18 protein-coding genes, 1 tRNA gene and 1 pseudogene are annotated in these 20,047 nt (G+C 71.3%); 13 read left to right on the forward strand and 7 right to left on the reverse strand.

Annotated features, from left to right (window positions below):
- Positions 1 to 38 precede the first annotated feature (38 nt).
- From IO29_RS08405 to IO29_RS08430, 6 genes and pseudogenes are all read left to right on the forward strand, one after another.
- Positions 39 to 1,124 carry an alkene reductase gene (locus tag IO29_RS08405; protein ID WP_030378668.1) on the forward strand — a complete coding sequence of 362 codons (1,086 nt, stop codon included), beginning with the start codon at positions 39 to 41 and terminating at the stop codon, positions 1,122 to 1,124.
- Positions 1,125 to 1,133: 9 nt separating this feature from the next.
- Positions 1,134 to 1,625 carry a MarR family winged helix-turn-helix transcriptional regulator gene (locus IO29_RS08410; protein WP_078618153.1) on the forward strand — a complete coding sequence of 164 codons (492 nt, stop codon included), beginning with the start codon at positions 1,134 to 1,136 and terminating at the stop codon, positions 1,623 to 1,625.
- Positions 1,626 to 1,783: 158 nt separating this feature from the next.
- Positions 1,784 to 3,634 carry a TerD family protein gene (locus IO29_RS08415; RefSeq protein WP_030378666.1) on the forward strand — a complete coding sequence of 617 codons (1,851 nt, stop codon included), beginning with the start codon at positions 1,784 to 1,786 and terminating at the stop codon, positions 3,632 to 3,634.
- A 42-nt stretch (positions 3,635 to 3,676) separates the two neighbouring features.
- Positions 3,677 to 4,225 carry a GNAT family N-acetyltransferase gene (locus tag IO29_RS08420; RefSeq protein ID WP_030378665.1) on the forward strand — a complete coding sequence of 183 codons (549 nt, stop codon included), beginning with the start codon at positions 3,677 to 3,679 and terminating at the stop codon, positions 4,223 to 4,225.
- Between the two features lie 272 nt (positions 4,226 to 4,497).
- The gene (locus tag IO29_RS08425) at positions 4,498 to 5,622 is read left to right on the forward strand and encodes an SMI1/KNR4 family protein (protein WP_030993924.1); all 1,125 of its coding nucleotides are present in this window, start codon (positions 4,498 to 4,500) and stop codon (positions 5,620 to 5,622) included.
- 47 nt (positions 5,623 to 5,669) lie between these two features.
- A pseudogene (locus IO29_RS08430) lies at positions 5,670 to 6,082 on the forward strand (tyrosine-type recombinase/integrase); the annotation flags it as partial.
- A 67-nt stretch (positions 6,083 to 6,149) separates the two neighbouring features.
- Here the strand turns inward: IO29_RS08430 and IO29_RS08435 are convergent.
- The 3 genes from IO29_RS08435 to IO29_RS08445 form a co-directional block, all read right to left on the reverse strand.
- Positions 6,150 to 6,223, reverse strand: a tRNA-Pro gene (locus tag IO29_RS08435).
- 32 nt (positions 6,224 to 6,255) lie between these two features.
- Positions 6,256 to 7,041, reverse strand: a complete 786-nt coding sequence (locus IO29_RS08440) for a Pr6Pr family membrane protein (RefSeq protein ID WP_030378663.1) — start codon at positions 7,039 to 7,041, stop codon at positions 6,256 to 6,258.
- 106 nt (positions 7,042 to 7,147) lie between these two features.
- Entirely contained in the window at positions 7,148 to 8,077 is a 930-nt protein-coding gene (locus tag IO29_RS08445) for a metallophosphoesterase (protein ID WP_030378662.1), read from the reverse strand.
- A gap of 223 nt (positions 8,078 to 8,300) precedes the next feature.
- Here IO29_RS08445 and IO29_RS08450 point away from each other — a divergent pair, with 223 nt between their 5' ends.
- Positions 8,301 to 8,768: a GatB/YqeY domain-containing protein gene (locus IO29_RS08450; RefSeq protein ID WP_030378661.1), complete on the forward strand. Its 468-nt coding sequence runs from the start codon at positions 8,301 to 8,303 to the stop codon at positions 8,766 to 8,768.
- Positions 8,769 to 9,060: 292 nt separating this feature from the next.
- Here IO29_RS08450 and IO29_RS08455 read toward each other — a convergent pair whose 3' ends face one another.
- Positions 9,061 to 11,451, reverse strand: coding sequence for a transglycosylase domain-containing protein (locus IO29_RS08455; protein ID WP_030378660.1), 2,391 nt, complete (start codon positions 11,449 to 11,451; stop codon positions 9,061 to 9,063).
- A gap of 556 nt (positions 11,452 to 12,007) precedes the next feature.
- On the opposite strand from IO29_RS08455, the gene IO29_RS08460 reads away from it, so the two are divergent.
- Positions 12,008 to 12,346 carry a WhiB family transcriptional regulator gene (locus tag IO29_RS08460; RefSeq protein ID WP_030378659.1) on the forward strand — a complete coding sequence of 113 codons (339 nt, stop codon included), beginning with the start codon at positions 12,008 to 12,010 and terminating at the stop codon, positions 12,344 to 12,346.
- 291 nt (positions 12,347 to 12,637) lie between these two features.
- On the opposite strand, the gene IO29_RS08465 is transcribed toward IO29_RS08460, so the two are convergent.
- Together IO29_RS08465 and IO29_RS08470 are read right to left on the reverse strand one after the other, a co-directional pair.
- Positions 12,638 to 14,065 (reverse strand): ATPase BagB, encoded by a 1,428-nt coding sequence (locus IO29_RS08465; protein ID WP_199806859.1) that lies wholly within the window; start codon positions 14,063 to 14,065, stop codon positions 12,638 to 12,640.
- On the reverse strand, positions 14,062 to 15,039 hold the full coding sequence (locus IO29_RS08470) for an ATPase BagA (protein WP_030378657.1): 978 nt from the start codon (positions 15,037 to 15,039) through the stop codon (positions 14,062 to 14,064). Before IO29_RS08470 ends, IO29_RS08465 begins: the two co-directional genes overlap by 4 nt.
- A gap of 72 nt (positions 15,040 to 15,111) precedes the next feature.
- Between IO29_RS08470 and IO29_RS37685 the strand changes: the two genes are divergently transcribed.
- From IO29_RS37685 to IO29_RS08485, 4 genes are all read left to right on the forward strand, one after another.
- Positions 15,112 to 15,270 (forward strand): Sp36 family protein, encoded by a 159-nt coding sequence (locus tag IO29_RS37685; protein ID WP_071828754.1) that lies wholly within the window; start codon positions 15,112 to 15,114, stop codon positions 15,268 to 15,270.
- Positions 15,267 to 15,740: a RidA family protein gene (locus IO29_RS08475; RefSeq protein WP_030378656.1), complete on the forward strand. Its 474-nt coding sequence runs from the start codon at positions 15,267 to 15,269 to the stop codon at positions 15,738 to 15,740. Before IO29_RS37685 ends, IO29_RS08475 begins: the two co-directional genes overlap by 4 nt.
- Before the next feature lie 345 nt (positions 15,741 to 16,085).
- Entirely contained in the window at positions 16,086 to 16,955 is an 870-nt protein-coding gene (locus tag IO29_RS08480) for an NUDIX hydrolase (protein ID WP_030378655.1), read from the forward strand.
- Position 16,956: 1 nt separating this feature from the next.
- Positions 16,957 to 17,787 carry an MBL fold metallo-hydrolase gene (locus IO29_RS08485; protein WP_030378654.1) on the forward strand — a complete coding sequence of 277 codons (831 nt, stop codon included), beginning with the start codon at positions 16,957 to 16,959 and terminating at the stop codon, positions 17,785 to 17,787.
- 32 nt (positions 17,788 to 17,819) lie between these two features.
- Here IO29_RS08485 and IO29_RS08490 read toward each other — a convergent pair whose 3' ends face one another.
- Complete coding sequence (locus IO29_RS08490; RefSeq protein WP_006142016.1) at positions 17,820 to 18,494, reverse strand: Crp/Fnr family transcriptional regulator; 675 nt, start codon at positions 18,492 to 18,494, stop codon at positions 17,820 to 17,822.
- A gap of 264 nt (positions 18,495 to 18,758) precedes the next feature.
- Here IO29_RS08490 and nth point away from each other — a divergent pair, with 264 nt between their 5' ends.
- On the forward strand, positions 18,759 to 19,733 hold the full coding sequence (nth, locus tag IO29_RS08495) for an endonuclease III (RefSeq protein ID WP_030378653.1): 975 nt from the start codon (positions 18,759 to 18,761) through the stop codon (positions 19,731 to 19,733).
- The last annotated feature ends 314 nt before the right edge of the window (positions 19,734 to 20,047 follow it).

Below are 20,047 nucleotides of genomic sequence, written 5' to 3' on the forward strand. Positions count from 1 at the left end.
CTGATCTCCGCATCTCTGCACTCCGAAGGAGGAACCCCATGTCCGAGACAACACCCCTGCACACCCTGTGGACCCCGGTCACCGTCGGCGCCCTGACCCTGCCGCACCGGCTGGCGATGGCCCCGATGACTCGGGACCGCTCCACCCCCGAGGGTGTCCCGACCGAGCTCAACGCGGAGTACTACGCCCAGCGCGCCTCGCACGCCCTCGTCATCACGGAGGGCACGCAGCCCTCCGCCGACGGGCAGGGCTATCTGCTGACCCCCGGCCTGCACAGCGAGGAACAGGTCGCAGGCTGGCGCAGGGTGACGGACGCCGTGCACGCGGCGGGCGGCCGGATCGTCGTCCAGCTGATGCACACCGGCCGGATCGCCCACCCCGACAACACCCCGCACGGCCGCCGCCCGGTGGCCCCGTCCGAGGTCCGCCCCGCGGGCGTGATGTTCACGGCGACGGGCCCGCAGGAGATGCCCGAGCCGAGGGAACTGTCGGCCGACGAGGTGTCCGCGACGGTGGACGACTTCCGGCGGGCCGCGGCGAACGCGCTCGCCGCCGGCGCCGACGGGGTCGAGATCCACGGCGCCAACGGCTATCTGATCCAGCAGTTCCTGGCGACCAACACCAATCACCGCACCGACCGCTACGGCGGCTCGGTCGAGGCCCGCATCCGCTTCGCGGTGGAGGTCGCCACGGCGGTGGCCGAGGAGATCGGCGCCGACCGCACCGGCATCCGGCTCTCGCCGGGCAACCCGTACAACGACATCACGGAGGCGGACACGGCCGAGCTGTACCCGGCCCTCGTCCGCGCCCTGGCCCCGCTGCGCCTGGCCTATCTGCACCTGATCCACGGCGGGGACGAGGAACTGCTCGACAACCTGCGGGAGTCGTGGCCGACCGCCCTGCTCCTCAACCGCGCGGGCGCCGACCTGCCGGCCCGCGCCGCGGACATCGCCTCCGGCCGCGCGGACGTGGTGACCGTGGGCGCCCTGGCCCTCGCCAACCCCGACCTGCCCGAACGGGTACGCTCCGGAGCACCGCTGAACACCCCCGACCCGGCGACGTTCTACGGCGGCGACGCGACGGGCTACACGGACTACCCGATCCTCTCCACCGTTTCCGCTTGAGGAGGCACGATGACCGACCCCGCACCGCCCACCGGGAAGGCCCCCACCCAGGCGGCCCCCACCCGGGAGGCCCCGGGCGCGGTCCGTCAGGGCCGGCTGAGCTACGCCGTCTTCGAGCTCGGCCGGACCCACCGGAGCAGGGCGGCGGCCCTGCTCCGGGGGATGAACCTGCACCCCGGCCAGGAACTGCTGCTCATGCAGCTCTTCGACCGCGACGGCCAGACCCAGTCCGAACTCCTCGAAAGCGTCGGCCTGGACCACTCCACGGTCTCCAAGTCCCTCCGCCGCATGCAGGAGGCCGGCCTCCTCACCCGCCAACCGTCCCCCCACGACCGCCGCGCCATGATCGTCCACCTCACCGAGGAGGGCCGCGCCCTGGAGGCCCCGATCACCGCGATGTGGCACACGCTGGAAGAGGCGTCGGTGCAGGACCTGACGCCGACGGAGATCGAAACGTTCATCACCCTCGCCCGGAAGATCGAGGCGTCGGTCGGGGGGTGAGGGGGGAGAGGGGGGTGTGGGGCTGAGTGACGGTTCCACCACGAACCGTGTCCGGCCGTGCCCGGCCGTGTCCGGTTCGTGCGAGAATCCCTCACCGTCCATCGTCACGGCAGACGGTCCGCACGTCGTCTGCCGGACTCCGGGAGGGGAGCCCGAGCATGGCCGTACTGTCGTCCGTTCCGCACTGGCCCACCCTGGACGACTACGTCCACGACTGGGCGCTGGTGGACGTGGAGACCTCGGGGCTGAGGGCCGGCCGGGACCGCGTCCTGTCCCTCGCGGTCATCACGCTCGACGGACACGGCCGGCGGGCCGAGGAGTTCTCCACCCTCCTCAACCCCGGCTGCGACCCAGGCCCGGTGCACATCCACGGCCTCACCCCCGCCCGCCTCGCGGGCGCGCCCACTTTCGAGGAAGTGGCACCGCGGGTGGGGGAACTGCTCGACGGCCGCGTTCTCGTCGCTCACAACGCACAGTTCGACTACGACTTCCTGGCCCACGAGTTCGCCCGCGCCCGCTCCTGGGCCCCGGTCGGCAGCCGCCTGTGCACCCTGGCCCTCAACCGCCTGGTCGGGCCCGGTACACCCGACTTCAAGCTGGGCACGCTCGCCGCGCACTACGGAGTGGAACAGAGACACGCGCACGACGCCCGGGACGACGTACGGGTGCTCGCCGGTGTCCTGCGCGGCTCGCTCGGTGCCGCCGAACGGCTGGGGCTGCCGTTGCCGCTGCTGGCCTGTCCGCCCCGCCAGGACTACAAGCCCTACGTGCCGAAGACCCCCTGCGCCTACCGCAATCCGGGACCGCTGACGGCGGACGGGCCACTGGTACAGGGAATGAAGGTGGCCGTCACTGGGGAGACCGAGGTCTCCCGCGAGGAACTGGTCGCCCGCTCGGTGGCGGCCGGGCTGAACATGATGACCTCGGTCAGCCGCCACACCAGCGTCGTCGTCACCAACGATCCCGGCGCCGGCTCGGCCAAGCTCCGCCGCGCCGAGGCCGAGGGCGTCCGCCTCGTGGACGAGCCGACCTATCTGCGCCTGCTGGCGGACGTACGGCCGGGCCGGGCCAAGGGCACGGCCGGGCAAGGCGGCCCTGGAGCGCCGGCGTCGGGAGCCTCCGCCCCGAGCATCCCGACGCAGCGCACCACCGCGCCCACCGCACCGACGACATCCGCTGTTGACGCGGACCGCTCGCTGGCCGGGCGCCGGGTGCTGGTCCTGGGCGGCACGCACGAGGAGGCCGCGGCGGCACGTGCCCGGGTTGCCGGCCTCGGCGCCTCGGCCGCGGTCAACCTCTCGGCCCGGGTGACGGACGTCGTGGTGCTGCCCGGCGGCGAATCGGACCGGCGCCTCGGCCGCATCGCCTCCCTCGGCCTGCGCGTGCACGACGCCGACTGGCTCCGGGCGCCCACGCCCGCGGCGGTACGGGGCGGGAGCGAAGACCGACCGGACACGGCACAGGTACTGGTCCGAGGCGCCGTCATCGATCTGCCCGGTCTCCCCGATCTCCCCGATCTCTCCGGCCGTGGCGCGGCCTGGACGGTGGCCGCCACGTGGGGCCAGCACGCCGCCTGCGACGTGTATGTCGTCGCCTTCGCACTCGACGCCCACGAACAGGTGGCGGGCGACGAGGACTTCGTCTTCTACAACGCGCCCGAACACCCGGACGGCACCGTACGGTTCGCCACGGAAGGCCCGACGGAGCAGTCGGTCACCGTCGATCTGGCACGGCTGCCCTCGGAGGTCAGCAGGGTCGCCGTCGCCGCCGCGATCGAGGGCACCGCGACCTTCGGCGACGTCGGCGCCGTCGAAATCACCGCCACCTGTGGTGTCGGCGAGGCCCCGACCGCCCGCGCCACCCTGGACGCCGCCACCACCGAGCGCACCATGATCCTCGCCGAGCTCTACCGCCGGGGCGACGCCTGGCGACTGCGCGCCGTCGGCCAGGGCTACGACCACGACCTGGCCACCCTGGCCCGTGCCTACGGCGTCGACATCACCGACTGACCCGGACCCCGCCCCTCCGGGGCACGGCCGTAGGCTTCCGCCGTGACCGCACTGGAACCCGCGGCCTGGCCGCCTGCCCCGATACGCACCGAACGGCTCGTGCTCCGCGAGTCCGAGGCCCGCGACCGCGCGGCGTTCATCGAACTGTTCGCCTCACCGGAGGTACGCGCCCACCTCGGAGGCCCTCAGTCGCGCCACGAACTCGAACGCGTGATCCCCGAGGTACCGGGACGGCGCCCCGGCGTCTTCGTGGTGGACCTCGACGGAGCGGCGATCGGCACGGTCACACTCGATCGGCGCGACGCGGAGCGCCCGGGCCACCTCGGCCCGTCCGGGGAGGAAGCCGAACTCGGCTACATGTTCCTGCCCCGGGCATGGGGCCACGGGTACGCCGCCGAGGCATGCGCGGCGGCACTCGACTGGTTCGCCACCGCGTTCCCCGGCGAACCGGTGGTGCTCTGCACCCAGACCGCCAACACCCGCTCGATGCGCCTCGCGGCACAACTCGGCTTCACCGAGACGGCCCGCTTCGAGGAGTTCGACGCGGAACAGTGGTTCGGCGCCCGGTACCCGGCCGCGCTGACCGAATGACCGAGTCGATCGCGCGACGGTGCCGCCGCAGACAGGTGGGCAGGTGGGCAGGCAGCGTAGGGCAGAGCTGGACACGTCGTCACCCGGCGGGTAGACAGGCATGCGAAGCCTCTGGTGGAGCTGGATCTCTTGGTCGAAAACTCATCTACCAGGGGCTTCACCGCATTGTCAGCCCAACCTTCCTGTGCCCCGCGGCGGGTTGGGAGGAGCTCATGGGCTTCCCCACCTTTGCGGTCGACACCCGTTCGCTCCCGACAAAGGTCTATAGACCCGTGAATGCTTCCGACCCGCACATCAACGCCTTCGCCGAGATCTTCGGCGACCCGCCGGCCGACTTCGCCGTACCTGTCGACTGGGCGGCAGTCGAGTCCTGGTTGGGGACGAGCCTGCCCGCCGACTACAAGGCCATCGCCGCCGCGTACGGCCCACTCGACATCGGCGCCTGGCTCTGGCTTCATATGCCCTGCGTCAACCGCGGTTGGTTCGACTATGGGGCCTGGGTCCAGCAGACTCGGCGCAACGCCCCCGGCGTCCTTCCCTTCGGCGCCACCCGTACCGCCGACACCCTCTACTGGGACACCACGGCATCCGACGACCCCGACCAGTGGCCGGTCGTCATGCACTGTCAGGACGACGAGAACGCGGGCCGCGACCCCTGGCGGCGCTTCGGGACCCCGCTCGTGCCGACGCTGGCCCGGCTCGTGGCCGACGGCATGCGCCCGGTGGCCGCCCGAAGTGGCATGCAAACCGACCTGGAGCACACCCCGTGGACACCGCCGCCTCGGCGACCGGAGCCAACCGCTCAGCAGCGGGCGGCGCTCACCACGGGCAGCGGTCTGGAAACTCTGACCGCACTCGTCCCGCCGCCGGAGACCCCCGCGCTCGGTGAGCACAACTGGGACTGGCTGCACGAACGGCTGGGTACACCTCTGCCCGGCGAGTACATACGACTGATGGAGCGGTACGGGGCCGGCTCCTGGTGCGGCTGGCTGCGCTTCAACTTCCCTTTCAGCGAGGACCAGTACGCGCTCGCACCGTGGGCCGAGTGGTACGCGGAGACCTACCAGGGGCAGCGAGCCGACTTCCCCGAGTACCACCCCCTTGCGGTCTATCCCGAGCCCGGAGGATTCCTGCCCTTCGCCGACTCCATCGACGGCGACCAACTGTGCTGGCTGACCGAAGGCGCCACACCGGACGACTGGCCGTTGATCGTCGTACCGCGCCACGCCGACCAGGGCCCGCCCCTTAACGCCAACCTCACCGAGACCCTGCTGGAGTGGCTGCGCGGCCGGTTCACGGCCGAGGGCCTGCCCCCACTCGGACGCCGCGACGAGGATCCCCTCGACTACATCGAATTCGAGCCCTACGACGCGGAACCAGCCGCTGATGACCAATGATTCAGCGCAGCATCGGTCGAACTCGAGATAGGTAACCGACTCCATCACCTCACCCACCCCACCCTGCCGCTGCCGCTGCACGGCCACACCGAAGGACTGGCCGTTGAGCTGCGGAAACTGAGGTGTTCCATCATCTCTGCCGACGCTGCGTGGAGTCGCTCTGGGACCGGCTCGCCGCTGAGGAGAAGTGGGAGGAACACGGGCTGGTCTTCGCCTCGGCCGTCGGCAAGCCGCTCGACGCCGCGAACGTCCGCCGCGTCTTCCGCCAGGCGCTCAAGGACGTCGACGGAATCGACGCCGACGAGTGGACGCCCCGGGAGCTCCGGCACAGCTTCGTGTCCGTGCTGTCCGACCGGGGCGTCCCGCTGAAGTGACCTCCCGGATCGTCGGCCACTCCGGGACCGCCGTGACGGAAGAGGCCTACCGGAAGCAGATCCGGCCCGTGATCCAGACCGGTGCGACACGCAGCCGGAAGCAGGTGAGGGCCCTACCGCACGCGGTAGGGCCCTCACCTGCTGTTTTGGCTGTCGGGGTGGCGGGATTTGAACCCACGACCTCTTCGTCCCGAACGAAGCGCGCTGCCAAGCTGCGCTACACCCCGATGTCGCTGCTGTCGCGGCGACGTCGTTTACTTTAGCCCACCGGTGGCCGGAGACGAAATCCGGTTTTTCGGGGGCGGCGGAGGGGGGCCGGGCGGATGTGGTCCAGGGCGACCAGGAGGATCGCCGCGGCGTAGACGGTGAGGCCGAGCAGGAGCGCGTTGGCCAGGACGTGCTGGTAGCCGTGGGTCGCGACGTCGAGGAACGGGTAGAGGTAGCGGTCCGGTGTGCCGGGGGCGAGGAGTGCGCCTCGGGTGAGGACCAGGGCCAGGTAGGCCAGCGGGTAGAGCAGCCAGGCCGTGGCGTGGCGGGGGCGCAGGCGGTTCGGTGGGGTCAGGAGGAGCCAGTCCAGGGCTGCCGCCAGCGGGACTGCCGTGTGCAGGAGTTGGTTGGCCAGGGCCGGCCAGCCGGTCGCGTCGGCCGGGGTGTCCGTGATCGCGAACGTCGGTGCCGTGTCCGCGAGCAGCAGGTGGTAGGTGAGGGCCGCCGTCGCCGCGTACAGCAGGGCGGCGCCGGTCAGCGCGGGCGGGAGGGGGCGGCGGGCCGTCCACGCGCGGCGGGCGGCGAGCGTGAAGACGACCGTCACGAGTGCGCCGCTCTGGACCGTGAAGCAGGTCAGGACCCGGAGCGGGCTGCCGTGGAGCAGGTCGATCGTGACTCCGGTCGCCGCCGCGGCGGCGATCAGGAGGCGGAGGACGGCCGTCGCGCGGCGGCGTACGGGCGCCACCACCGCCGCGGCCGGAACGGCGGCCGACAGGGGGCCGGGGACGCCCGGGAGCGCCGGCAGACCCGGCATGTCCCGGGGTATGGGGGTGAGCATGCCCTCACGCTAGGGAGAGGGGTGGGGTGGGGCGATTCGGGTGGGCTGTTCGGGTTTCCGAACCTCTACGAGCGCGTACGACGGCTCGGCGTCCGGCCTGCGCCCCCTACTGCTTCGCCGTCAGTGTCAGCAGCGTCGCCTCCGGGGGGCAGGCGAAGCGGAACGGGGTGTAGCGGTTGGCGCCGCAGCCCGCCGAGACGTGCAGGTACGAGGTGCGGCCGTCGGCCGTGTGCGTCGACAGGCCCTTGACGCGGTCCGTGTCCAGGTCGCAGTTGGTGACCAGGGCGCCGTAGAACGGGATGCACAGCTGGCCGCCGTGGGTGTGGCCGGCCAGCATCAGCGGGTAGGCGTCCGCCGTGAACGCGTCCAGTACGCGAAGGTACGGCGCGTGCACCACCGCCATCGAGAAGTCGGCGCCGTCCGACGGGCCGCCCGCCACGTGTGCGTAGCGGTCCCGCTTGATGTGCGGGTCGTCCAGGCCCGTCAGCTCCAGCGACAGCCCGCCGTCCAGCTTCAGTGTGCCGCGTGTGTTCGTCAGGTTGAGCCAGCCCGCCGCGTCGAAGCCGTCGCGCAGGTCCTCCCACGGGTTGTGGATCACGCGTACGGCGGGTGCGTTGCCGTTCAGGCCGTGGCGGCCGCTGGTCTTCTCCAGCAGGTAGCGGGCGGGGTTGCGCGGCACGGGGCCGTAGTAGTCGTTCGAGCCGAAGACGTACGCCCCCGGGAACTCCATCAGCGGGCCCAGGGAGTCCAGCACCTCGGGGACGGCCTCCGGGTCCGAGAGGTTGTCGCCCGTGTTGATCACCAAGTCGGGGCGCAGGCCCGCCAGTGAACGCAGCCAGCGCTGCTTCTTGCGCTGTCCGCCCACCATGTGGATGTCGGAGACCTGTAGTACGCGCAGCGGGCGCATCCCCTCCGGGAGGACGGGCACCGTGACCCGTCGCAGTCGGAAGGAGCGGGCCTCGAACCCGGCCGAGTAGAGCAGTCCGGCGGCGCCAACCGCCGTGATTCCCAGGGGTACTCCGTATCGCGCGCGCATACGTCCATCGTGTCAGACGGCGGGGGATGGTCCGTGCGGCCTGTGGACAACTTCCGTCCCGCTTCGGTGCCTCCCGGCTCCCGCATCGGTGTTACCCCGCTCCCGCGCCCGTGCGTCCCGGGCTCCCGCGCCCGTGCGTCCCGGCTCCTGCCGTGGTGCGCCCCCCGCCTCCCGCGTCGGAAATCGCGGGCGGTCTTCTCCCGGTACCTGAGACAATCGAGTCATGACCACGCTCAAGTCGAAGCTGAAGGCAGACCTCAACGCCGCGATCAAGGAGCGTGACGAGCTCCGCTCCTCCACGCTCCGGCTGACCCTCACCGCGATCACCAAGGAGGAGGTCGCCGGCACGGAGAAGCGCGAGCTCTCCGACGACGAGGTCACCAAGGTGATCACCCGTGAGGCGAAGAAGCGCCGCGAGGCCGCCGAGGCGTTCGCGCAGGGCGGGCGTGCGGAGCAGGCCGAGCGGGAGCGGGCCGAGGGCGAGTTGCTCGCCGTCTACCTGCCCAAGCAGCTCTCCGACGAGGAGCTGCGGGGGATCGTCGTCCAGGCCGTCGAGGAGGCACGGGCGGCCGGGGCCGAGGGGCCGCGGGCCATGGGTCAGGTCATGAAGATCGTGAACCCCAAGGTGGCCGGTCAGGCGGAGGGCGGCCGCGTCGCCGCGCTCGTCAAGCAGGTCCTGGCCGCCGGCTGACGCGGGCTGACGCGGACTGACGTGGGCTGACGTGGGCTGACGCGGGTTCTCTGCGAAGGCCGACGCCGGACGTCAGACGCCCGTCGGACGTCGGACGCCGAACGTCAGACATCAGGCCCTCACCGTCGGCCGATGCGGGTCCGCGTCCGCCGCACCCGATACGACGTCCGCCACACGCGATACGACGTCGGCCGCAGGCGACACGACACGACACGACAACGGGGGTGCCCCCCATCCGAAGGGGCACCCCCGTTCCCGTACGCGCCGGACCGGCCGGGCCGTCCCGGCCGACCTACCCCGTCTGCCCGCCGTTGCCGTTCCCGTTCCCGTTGCCCTGGATGTTGCCGTTCCCGCCGCCGTCCTGGCCCTGGAACCAGCCCTCCGGCAGGGAGAACGTCGGGTCGGGATCGGGGCTGCTCGTGCCGGCGTTCGTACCGACGGTCGTGCCGCCCGCCGCCCCGCCGTTGCCCGTGCCGCCGTTCGCCCCGCCCCCGTTGGTGAACCCGCCGTTGGTGAAGCCGCCGAGCAGGCCGCCCAGGGGGTCGTTGTCCCCGTTGTCGCCGTCGCCCCGGCCCTTGTCGCGGCCCTTGTTGTTGTCGTCGCCCTTGTCCCGCTTGCCGTCGGGGATGTTCACCAGGTGGAAGTCGGGGGCCGTCTTGCCCTCCAGCGCGCCGGACATCATGTCGCGCCAGATCGGGCCGGGCACCTCACCACCGAACACCTTGGCGTGCCACTGGCCGCCGATGGAGATGTCGACCATCCGCCGCTTGTGCGCCGGGTCGCCGACCCAGACCGCGCCCGCCATGTTCGGCGTGTAGCCGACGAACCAGGCCGCGTAGCGGTAGTCCGTCGTACCGGTCTTGCCCGCGCTGGGGCGGTCGCCGAGGCCGGCCTGCGTACCCGTGCCGTCCTCGACCACGCCCTTGAGGAGCGTGTTCACGGTGTCCGCGGTCTTCTCGGACATCGCGCGCGAGCACTTGGTCTTCGGCACCGGGAGCGACTTCTTCTCCTCGCCGATCTTCTGCGTGATCGCCTCGATCGCGATGGGCGTGCAGTACGTGCCCCGGGAGGCGAAGGTGGCGTACGCGCTCGCCATCGTCAGCGGCGACATCTCCTGCGTGCCCAGGGCGATCGACGGCGCCTGGGTGATCTTGTCTCCGTCGGCGCGCTGCACGCCCATCTTCTTGGCCATCTCCGTGACCGGGCAGATGCCGATGTCGGAGATGAGCTGCACGTAGTAGGTGTTGACCGACTTGGCGGTCGCCTCCTTCATGCCGTACGGGCCGTGCTCCGACTCGTTCTCGTTCGTCAGCTTGGTGCCGTCGGAGTTGACCCACTTCTTGCCGTCGCACACCGAGACCGGGCTCGGGTACTCCATCTCGTACGGCGAGGAGTACGTCTGCGTGGCCGGCTTGCCGCCCTCGAGCGCGGCGGCCGCCACGATCGGCTTGAACGTCGAACCGGGCTGGTAGCCGGCGCCGCCGCCCATGTTCTGGTTGACCGAGAGGTTGATCTGCGTCTCGTGCTTCTGGAAGCCGTACGGGCGGGACTGGCCCATGGCGAGGATCTTGCCGGTGCCGGGCTCGACGATCGTCGCCGCGGTGGCCACGCTGTCGCTCTTGTTGACGTGGTCCTTGATCGACGCCTGGGCCGACTCCTGCGCCTTCGGGTCGAGCGTCGTACGGATCGTGAGACCGCCGCGGTTCCACACCTTGGCGCGGGCCGCGCGGGTCTTGCCGAACGTCTCGTCGTTGAGGAAGACCTCACGCACGTAGTCGCAGAAGAAACCGGCGCCCTTGACGGCCGTGATGCAGCCGTTCTTCGGGCGGCTCACCTTCAGCCCGAGGGGCGTCTTCTCGGCCTTGTCGGCCTCGGCCCGGGAGATGTCGTGGACCTGGGCCATCCGCATGAGGACGGTGTTGCGCCGCTTCTTGGCCTGCTCCGGGTGGTTCGTCGGGTCGAAGCTCGAGGGCGACTGGACGATGCCGGCCAGGAGGGCCGACTCCTGGAGGTTGAGATCCTTGGCGTGCTTGGAGAAGTAGCGCTGGGAGGCGGCCTCGACGCCGTACGCCTGCTGGCCGAAGAAGGTGATGTTCAGATAGTTCTCGAGGATCTTCTTCTTGCCGAGATTCTCCTCGAGCTGGATCGCGTACTTCAGCTCACGGATCTTGCGGCCCAGCGTCTGCTGCGTGGCCTGGGCGACCTTCGTCGGGTCGTTGCCGGCCTCCTCGATGAAGTAGTTCTTCACGAGCTGCTGGGTGAGCGTGGAGGCGCCCTCGGAGACCCCGCCGCTCTGCGCGTTCTTGTTCAGCGCGCGCAGCACGCCCTTGAGGTCGACGGCGCCGTGCTGGTAGAAGCGCGAGTCCTCGATCGCGACGATCGCCTTCTGCATGTACGGCGAGACGGCCTTGAGGTTTACGACGGTGCGGTCCCGGGAGTAGACCGTGGCGATCTGGCCGCCGTCGCTGTCCAGGATCGTGGTGCGCTGGCTCAGCTGGGGGCTCTTGAGGTTGGCCGGCAGGTCGTCGAAGCTCTGGACCGAGCCCTTGGCGGCCAGCCCCAGCGCACCGGCCGCGGGCAGTGCGATGCCGGCCATCACCGCCCCCGCGAGCACACTCACGCCGAGGAACTTGGCGGCCTGCTGCGTGGGGGAGGTGCCCCCGCCCGAGCGCTTTTTTGGCATGGAAGCAGCCTAATCCGAAGTGATGAGCGTTCCGCGGGAGCGGGCGCTCATCGGAATGTTCGAGTGCTGGATCGTGACATACGGGGCGGTCGGTCGACGACGCCGGGAGCGGAACGAGTGCGGAAAAGGGCCGGAGAGGCCGGACGGGACCAATGGCCTACCTTCCCAATCGCCGGACACACGGACAGGCGTTGGCCTAAGCTGCTCACTGCTGTCACAGCGACAGGCCCACGTATCAAGTACGGCCGGCGACCCCGAATCGTTCCGGCGTTCAGCCACTTTTTTGTGGGATGCGTGTCCGAATCCGCCTCGTGTGTCATCCGGCGTCCGTTGTGGCACGGCCCCCCTGACCTGATTCGCCGGGAAAGTCGCGTATGTCGTCAGCTCACTCCCCCGGGTGATCTGCCGCTTCCCCATAGTCCGTTCGGACCATTCAAGATTGGGCCCGCTGGGGGTGTTGCGCTGTGTCCACCTTCCGTAACGTCCTCAACTGGCGGCGGTGAATATGCCGCCGCCGCCGTGGGGGAGCCTCGATTCGGGAGAGGACGGCGCCGGTATGGGCTGGGTAACCGACTGGAGTGCGCAGGCGGCCTGCCGCACTACCGATCCGGATGAACTGTTCGTTCAAGGAGCAGCGCAGAACAGGGCCAAGGCGGTGTGCACGGGATGTCCGGTGCGCACGGAGTGCCTGGCCGACGCGCTCGACAATCGCGTCGAATTCGGCGTGTGGGGAGGCATGACGGAACGGGAGCGCCGTGCGCTGCTGCGCCGGCGGCCGACTGTCACGTCCTGGCGCCGACTGCTGGAGACCGCGCGCACGGAGTACGAGCGCGGGGTGGGCCTGCTCACCCTCGACGAGGACGAGACGTACTCGGACTACGCCGCGGTGAGCTGAGCCGGCTCGCGCACGCATGTGCGGCCGACTTGCGCACGCGCGTTCGGTCGTGTGACGGCTCGGCTCGATCCCGCGTCAACCTCGCGCCGTGCGCTGTCTCGCGCTGTCCCGCGCTGTACGTCACTCCGCGTCGTACGTCACTCCGCGTCGTACGTCACTCCGCGTCGTACGTCACTCCGCGTCGTACGTCACTCCGCGTCGTACGTCACCTCACGTCGTACGACAGCCTGCGTCGTATGTCAGCTCACCGTCGTACGTCGGCTCGGTTCGTACGTCAGCTCGGTTCGTACGTCAGCTCGGTTCCGCGTCGGCCGCGAGGCGGTCGCCGATCTCGCGCAGACCGGTGAGGTCGTGCACGTCACCGGGGAGCGCGGCCACCTCGGCCACGGCCACCTCGGGGTGGAGTGCGAGGAAGCGGTCGCGGGTGCGCTGCTCGCGGGAGAGCAGCCGCATGCGCTCGGCGTGCAGCCGGAGCAGACCCGCCGTCAGATGATCCAGCGTGCCGCCGTCCTCGCTGTCGGCGGGGGAGCCCTCGTCGGAAGCGGCGGCCGGGTCGTCCGGACTGCCCGTACTTTCTGAACTGCCGTGTGTTTCGGGAGAGTTACGAGGACCTTCCTTCCCGTCCCGCTGATCCACAATGCGGGCGTCCTCAAGATTTTCCGCGGCGGCCAGTGCCCGCTCGGCCGACAGCTGGGCGGCCCCGCTGCCGTGCACCCGGTTGAGGACCAGGCCGGCCAGCGGCATCCGCTCCGCGGCCAGGCGCTCCACGAAGTACGCGGCCTCGCGCAGCGCGTCCCGCTCCGGCGCCGCCACCACCAGGAACGCCGTACCGGGCGCCTGGAGCAGCTTGTACGTGGCATCCGCACGGGTGCGGAACCCGCCGAACATCGTGTCCATCGCCGCCACGAACGTCTGTACGTCGTGCAGCAACTGGCCGCCGAGCAACTTGCCCAGCGCCCCCGTCATCATCGACATCCCGACGTTCAGGAACTTCATCCCCGCCCGGCCGCCGACCTTCGCGGGCGCCAGCAGGACGCGGATCAGCTTGCCGTCGAGGAACGAGCCGAGCCGCTTGGGCGCGTCCAGGAAGTCCAGCGCCGAGCGCGAGGGCGGGGTGTCGACGACGATGAGGTCCCACTCGTCGCGCGAGCGGAGCTGGCCCAGCTTCTCCATCGCCATGTACTCCTGCGTGCCCGCGAAGCCCGCCGAGAGCGACTGGTAGAAGGGGTTGCCCAGGATGGCCGCCGCCCGCTCGCGGTCCGCGTGCGCCTCGACGATCTCGTCGAACGTGCGCTTCATGTCGAGCATCATGGCGTGCAGTTCGCCGCCCGCGGTGTCCTCGACGCCCTTCACCCGGCGCGGGGTGTTGTCCAGTGCGTCGATGCCCATGGACTGCGCGAGCCGGCGGGCCGGGTCGATCGTCAGCACGACCACCTTTCGGCCGCGTTCGGCGGCGCGCAGGCCGAGGGCGGCCGCCGTCGTCGTCTTGCCGACGCCGCCGGAGCCGCAGCACACCACGATGCGGGTCCCGGGGTCGTCCAGGAGGGGGTCGATGTCCAGGACGCGCGCGGGGTCGAGGGAGCGGGCCGCCGCGAGGTCGTGGGCGGAGGCGGCGGCACGGGCGGCGCGGTCCTCCCCGGCGGGCACGCCCGCGGGGTCCTTCTCGGCGTCCCGGGTGCGGGTGGTCTGGGGGTGCGTGGAGGCCGGGTCCGGACTCATGAGATCCCTTGCTGACGCAGTTCCTTGGCCAGGTGGTACAGGCCCGCCAGGTCCATTCCCTCGGCGAGCAGCGGGAGTTCGTGCAGCGGCAGGCCGAGCTCGGTCAGCTGGGCGCGCTGGTCGTGCTCCAGCGCGTACCGCTCGGCGTACTCCTCGGCCTGTTGCAGCAGCGGATCCACCAGGCGCTCGGCCAGCCCACCGCGCCGCGCGCCGCCGAGGCCCGCGCCCGAGAGGGACTTGGCGAGGGCGGTGCGCGGAGCGGTGCCCGCGAGCTCCAGGTCCGCCCGGTCCAGTACGGCCGGACGCACCATGTTGACGATGATCCGCCCCACCGGCAGCCGGGCCCCGCGCAGCTCCGTGATGCCGTCCGCGGTCTCCTGGACGGGCATCTCCTCCAGCAGCGTCACCAGGTGGACGGCCGTCTCGCGGGACTTCAGGACCCGCATCACCGCCTGGGCCTGATTGTGTATGGGGCCGATCCTGGCGAGTCCGGCCACCTCGTCGTTGACGTTGAGGAAGCGCGTGATGCGGCCGGTGGGAGGCGCGTCCATGACGACGTAGTCGTACGTGAACCGGCCGTGCTTGTCCTTGCGGCGCACCGCCTCGCACGCCTTGCCGGTCAGCAGGACGTCCCGCAGGCCGGGCGCGACGGTGGTGGCGAAGTCGATCGCGCCGAGCTTCTTCAGGGCGCGGCCCGCGCCGCCGAGCTTGTAGAACATCTGGAGGTAGTCCAGCAGGGCCAGCTCGGGGTCGATCGCCAGTGCGAACACCTCGCCGCCCCCGGGGGCGACGGCGATCTTGCGTTCCTCGTACGGCAGCGCCTGCGTCTCGAAGAGCTGTGCGATGCCCTGTCTGCCTTCCACCTCCACCAGAAGCGTGCGCTTTCCCTCGGTCGCGAGGGCGAGCGCGAGTGCTGCGGCGACCGTGGTCTTACCGGTACCGCCCTTGCCGCTGACGACCTGGAGCCTGCTCACGTATTCGAGCCTAACCAGTCCGCGCTCGGGCTACGCGGGAGGCTGTGGACAACGGGGGATACAGTCGGCCCCATGACCAAGTGGGAATACGCAACCGTGCCGCTGCTCGTCCACGCCACGAAGCAGATCCTGGACACCTGGGGCGAGGACGGCTGGGAGCTCGTCCAGGTCGTGCCCGGCCCGAACGCCGAGCAGCTCGTGGCCTACCTGAAGCGGGAGAAGCAGGCGTGAGCGCGGTCGAGGACCGGCTCGCGGAGCTCGGGCTGACCCTGCCGGAGGTCGTGCCGCCGCTGGCCGCGTACCAGCCGGCGGTGCGGTCGGGGGCGTACGTGTTCACGGCGGGGCAGCTGCCGCTGGTGGACGGGAAGCTGCCGGTCACCGGGAAGGTGGGGGCGGAGGTCACGGCCGAGGAGGCGGCGGGGCTGGCGCGGACGTGTGCGCTGAACGCGCTCGCGGCGGTCAAGTCGGTCGTCGGTGACCTCGACCGGGTCGTGCGGGTGGTGAAGGTCGTCGGGTTCGTGGCGTCGGCGAGCGACTTCACGGGGCAGCCGGGGGTTGTGAACGGGGCGAGTGAGCTGCTCGTCGAGGTGTTGGGGGACAAGGGCGTGCATGCGCGGAGTGCGGTGGGGGTTGCCGTGTTGCCGCTGGACGCGCCGGTCGAGGTGGAGATCCAGGTGGAGGTGGCGGGGGCGGGAGAGTAGGGGGTTGAGGGGTGGGAGGGGGTTGGCCCGGGAGGGTTTTCGCCCCCGCCGCCCCTACCCTTCCCGTCCTTTCAAGGGGCTCCGCCCCTTCGACCCCGGGGTGCGTTGTCGGCTGACGGCCGGTGGGGACTTCTCGCGCAGTTCCCCGCGCCCCTTTGGGGCACGGTGGCAGCTCGCGCCCCCGCGGCGGAGCCGCGCAGACAACACAGCCCCGCGCCCCTTCAGGGCGCGGTGAGTGCTCGCGCTCCCGTGGTGGAGCCGTGCAGGTGCAGGCCCTGTCCTGGGCACAGCGCGTTCCTACTGGTCGGTCTCGAACATCTGGTTGTTGCGGGATAGCCTCCGGGCATGGGGAATGGGCAGTGGTTTCCGGCTGAGTGGCCGGAACTGATCCGTGCGCTGGCGGACGGACGTCTCGCTCCGGTGGCCGCCAGGCGCGCGGCCACCGTGATGCTGCTGCGGGACACCGGTGACGGGCCCGCCGTCCACATGCTGCGGCGGCGCACGTCCATGGCCTTCGCCGGGGGCGCGTACGCGTACCCGGGTGGCGGCGTCGATTCCCGTGACGACGAGCACCACGTCCGCTGGGCGGGCCCCACGCGCGCGTGGTGGGCCGACAGGCTCGGCGTGGACGGGACGGCCGAGGCGCAGGCGATCGTCTGCGCGGCCGTGCGGGAGACGTACGAGGAGGCCGGCGTCCTTCTCGCCGGGCCCACCCCGGACACCGTGGTCGGCGACACCACCGGCGCCGACTGGGAGGCCGACCGCGCCGCCCTGGTCGCCCGTGAGACGTCCTTCGCCCAGTTCCTGGACCGCCGGGGCCTCGTCCTCCGTTCCGACCTGCTGGGCGCCTGGACGCGGTGGATCACCCCCGAGTTCGAGCCGCGCCGCTACGACACCTGGTTCTTCGTCGCCGCCCTGCCCGAGGGCCAGCGCACGCGCAACGCCTCCACGGAGGCCGACCGGACGGTGTGGATCCGCCCGTCCGAGGCGGCCCGGGGGTACGACGACGGCGAGCTGCTGATGCTCCCGCCGACCATCGCGACCCTGCGCCAGCTCGTCCCGTACGCCACCGCGGCCGACGCCCTGGCCGCCGCGCCGGGGCGCGACCTGGAGCCGGTGCTGGCCCGGGCCGAGGTCCAGGACGCCGGGATCCGCCTGTACTGGCCGGGCCACGACGAGTTCACCATGCACATACCGAGCGGCGGAGGCCAGTGAGATGACGGAGGCAGCGGCCCTTCCCGGGCAGCCACGTGGCGGGGTCCTCTCCGGACCGGCCACCGCGCGCGCGGTCAACGTTCTCGCGCCGAACCCGTCGGCGATGACGCTGGACGGCACCAACACGTGGATCGTCGCCGAGCCGGACTCCGGCCTGGCCGTGGTGATAGACCCGGGCCCGCTGGACGACGCCCACCTGCGGAACGTCGCCGCCACGGCCGAGCGGGCGGGCCGGCGCATAGCGCTCACCCTGCTGACCCACGGCCACCCCGACCACGCCGAGGGCGCCACGAGGTTTGCGGAGCTGACGTCGACAAAGGTGCGCGCGCTGGATCCGGCGCTGCGGCTCGGGGACGAGGGACTGGGCGCCGGGGACGTCGTCACCGTCGGCGGCCTGGAACTGCGCGTGGTCCCGACCCCGGGACACACGGCCGACTCCCTGTGCTTCCATCTCCCGGCCGACCGGGCCGTCCTCACCGGCGACACCATATTGGGGCGCGGTACGACGGTCGTCGCCCACCCCGACGGCCGCCTCGGCGACTACCTGGACTCACTGCGCCGTCTGAGGTCGCTCACGGTCGACGACGGCGTCCAAACGGTGCTGCCGGGCCACGGCCCCGTCCTGGAGGACGCCCAGGGCGCCGTCGACTTCTACCTCGCCCACCGCGCCCACCGCCTCGCCCAGGTCGAGACGGCGGTCGAGAACGGCCACCGCACACCGTCTGAGGTCGTCTCCCACGTCTACGCGGACGTGGACCGCTCCCTGTGGCCGGCGGCGGAACTGTCGGTCAGGGCGCAGATGGAGTACCTGGGAGACCACGGCCTGATCTGAGAAGAACCGCCTCGGGACCCGCCGTCACCCCGTCAACGCGACCGCTTGGCCAACCGCTCGACGTCGAGCAGGATCACCGCCCGCGCCTCCAGCCGCAGCCACCCCCGCCCCGCGAAGTCCGCGAGCGCCTTGTTGACGGTCTCCCGCGACGCCCCCACGAGCTGCGCCAGCTCCTCCTGCGTCAGATCGTGCACCACATGAATGCCCTCTTCCGACTGCACACCGAACCGTCGCGAAAGGTCGAGCAGCGCCCGCGCCACCCGCCCCGGCACGTCCGAGAAGACGAGGTCGGCCATCTGGTCGTTGGTCTTGCGCAGTCGCCGGGCGACGGCACGCAGCAGCGCGGCGGCCACCTCGGGCCGCGCGTTGAGCCACGGCTGGAGGTCGCCGTGACCGAGACCGAGCAGCTTGACCTCGGTGAGCGCCGTGGCCGTCGCCGTACGCGGGCCCGGGTCGAACAGCGACAGCTCGCCGATCAGCTCGCCGGGGCCGAGGACGGCCAGCATGTTCTCGCGCCCGTCGGGGGAGGTGCGGTGTAGCTTCACCTTGCCCTCGGTGACCACGTACAGCCGGTCACCGGGGTCGCCCTCGTGGAACAGCGAGTCACCGCGCGCGAGGGTCACCTCACTCATGGAGGCGCGGAGCTCCGCGGCCTGCTCGTCATCGAGCGCCGCGAAGAGCGGGGCGCGCCGCAGAACGTCGTCCACGAGTTCTCTCCTTGTCGACCTGCTCAGGGGCTGTTCGCCCCCCGGGTACCCATCGGTTTACCAGGGGACCCTGCTGCCCATTTTGCCGGACGGTCCAAACAGTGTGATCTGTCACAAGGATGCCGCACAGGTGTGCCGGGCAGTGGGGCAGGGTCCGATTAGGGGGTTCCTTCCCCGGTGGGCGGAGCGGATGTCAGTGCCGGGTCGTAGGCTGGCCGGGTATCCAAATCGCCGGTGAGAGCACAGGCCAAGGGGGCTGGGCGGGTGGTTGTACGTCGGGATTCCGCTGACGGCGAACAGAGCGGAGGCGGTACGGAGAAACCGGCAAAACCGGCGCGTGCGGCCGCGGCCGACGGGACGGCCGGTGAGCCGCGCAAGGCCGGCGGCTCGGGCAGGGCGCGCGGCTCGCGCGAGGACGGCGGTCCGAGCGAGCCGGCTGCCGCCGCGCCGCGCAAGGCCGCCGCCGAGTCGCGCACGGCCCTGGTCCGTCGTGCCCGCCGGATCAACCGCGAGCTCGCCGAGGTGTATCCGTACGCGCATCCGGAACTGGATTTCGAGAACCCCTTCCAGCTGATCGTCGCCACGGTCCTGTCCGCGCAGACCACCGACCTGCGCGTCAACCAGACGACACCGGCGCTCTTCGCCAAGTACCCGACTCCCGAGGACCTGGCGGCGGCCAATCCGGAGGAAGTCGAGGAGATCCTGCGGCCGTGCGGCTTCTTCCGTGCCAAGACGAAGTCGGTCATAGGGCTCTCCAAGGCCCTCGTGGAGCGGTTCGACGGCGAGGTGCCGGGGCGGCTGGAGGATCTGGTCACGCTGCCCGGCGTCGGCCGCAAGACGGCCTTCGTCGTTCTCGGCAATGCGTTCGGACGGCCGGGAATCACCGTGGACACACACTTCCAGCGGCTGGTGCGGCGCTGGCGGTGGACGGAGGAGACCGAGCCGGAGAAGATCGAGGCGGCCGTCGGCGCGCTCTTCCCGAAGAGCGACTGGACGATGCTGTCGCATCATGTGATCTTCCACGGCCGCCGTATGTGCCACGCCCGCAAACCGGCCTGCGGTGCCTGCCCGATCGCCCCGCTCTGCCCGGCGTACGGCGAGGGGGAGACGGACCCCGAGAAGGCGCGGAAGCTGCTCAAGTACGAGAAGGGCGGCTTCCCCGGCCAGCGCCTCAAGCCCCCGCAGTCGTACCTGGACGCGGGCGGCATCCCGGCCCCGCCGCTGGGGGCCACCCGGTGAACACGGTCCCGGACGGACACCCACACGAGGGACACGCGGAACGATCCGGGGCCCCGCGGGCGTTGGGACCGGCAGGACGGGGGTGGCAGTGACACACACCAGCAACACGAACGCGGATCGCGCGCCCGCGCGACCCGCGGCCGGGAACGCCGCCGACGCGCGACCGGCCGACGTACGCCCCGCGAGGCCGCAGGCGGCGGATGTACGGCCCGCCGACCCGCGGGCCCAGGCCGTGGGCTCGCGAGCCGTCGGCGGACAGCGGGCCGACGCGTCGCCCGCCGACGCGCAGCCGGCCGATGTGCGCTCCGCGAGGC

Source organism: Streptomyces sp. NRRL F-6676 (assembly GCF_000725625.1).
GTDB lineage: Bacteria > Actinomycetota > Actinomycetes > Streptomycetales > Streptomycetaceae > Streptomyces.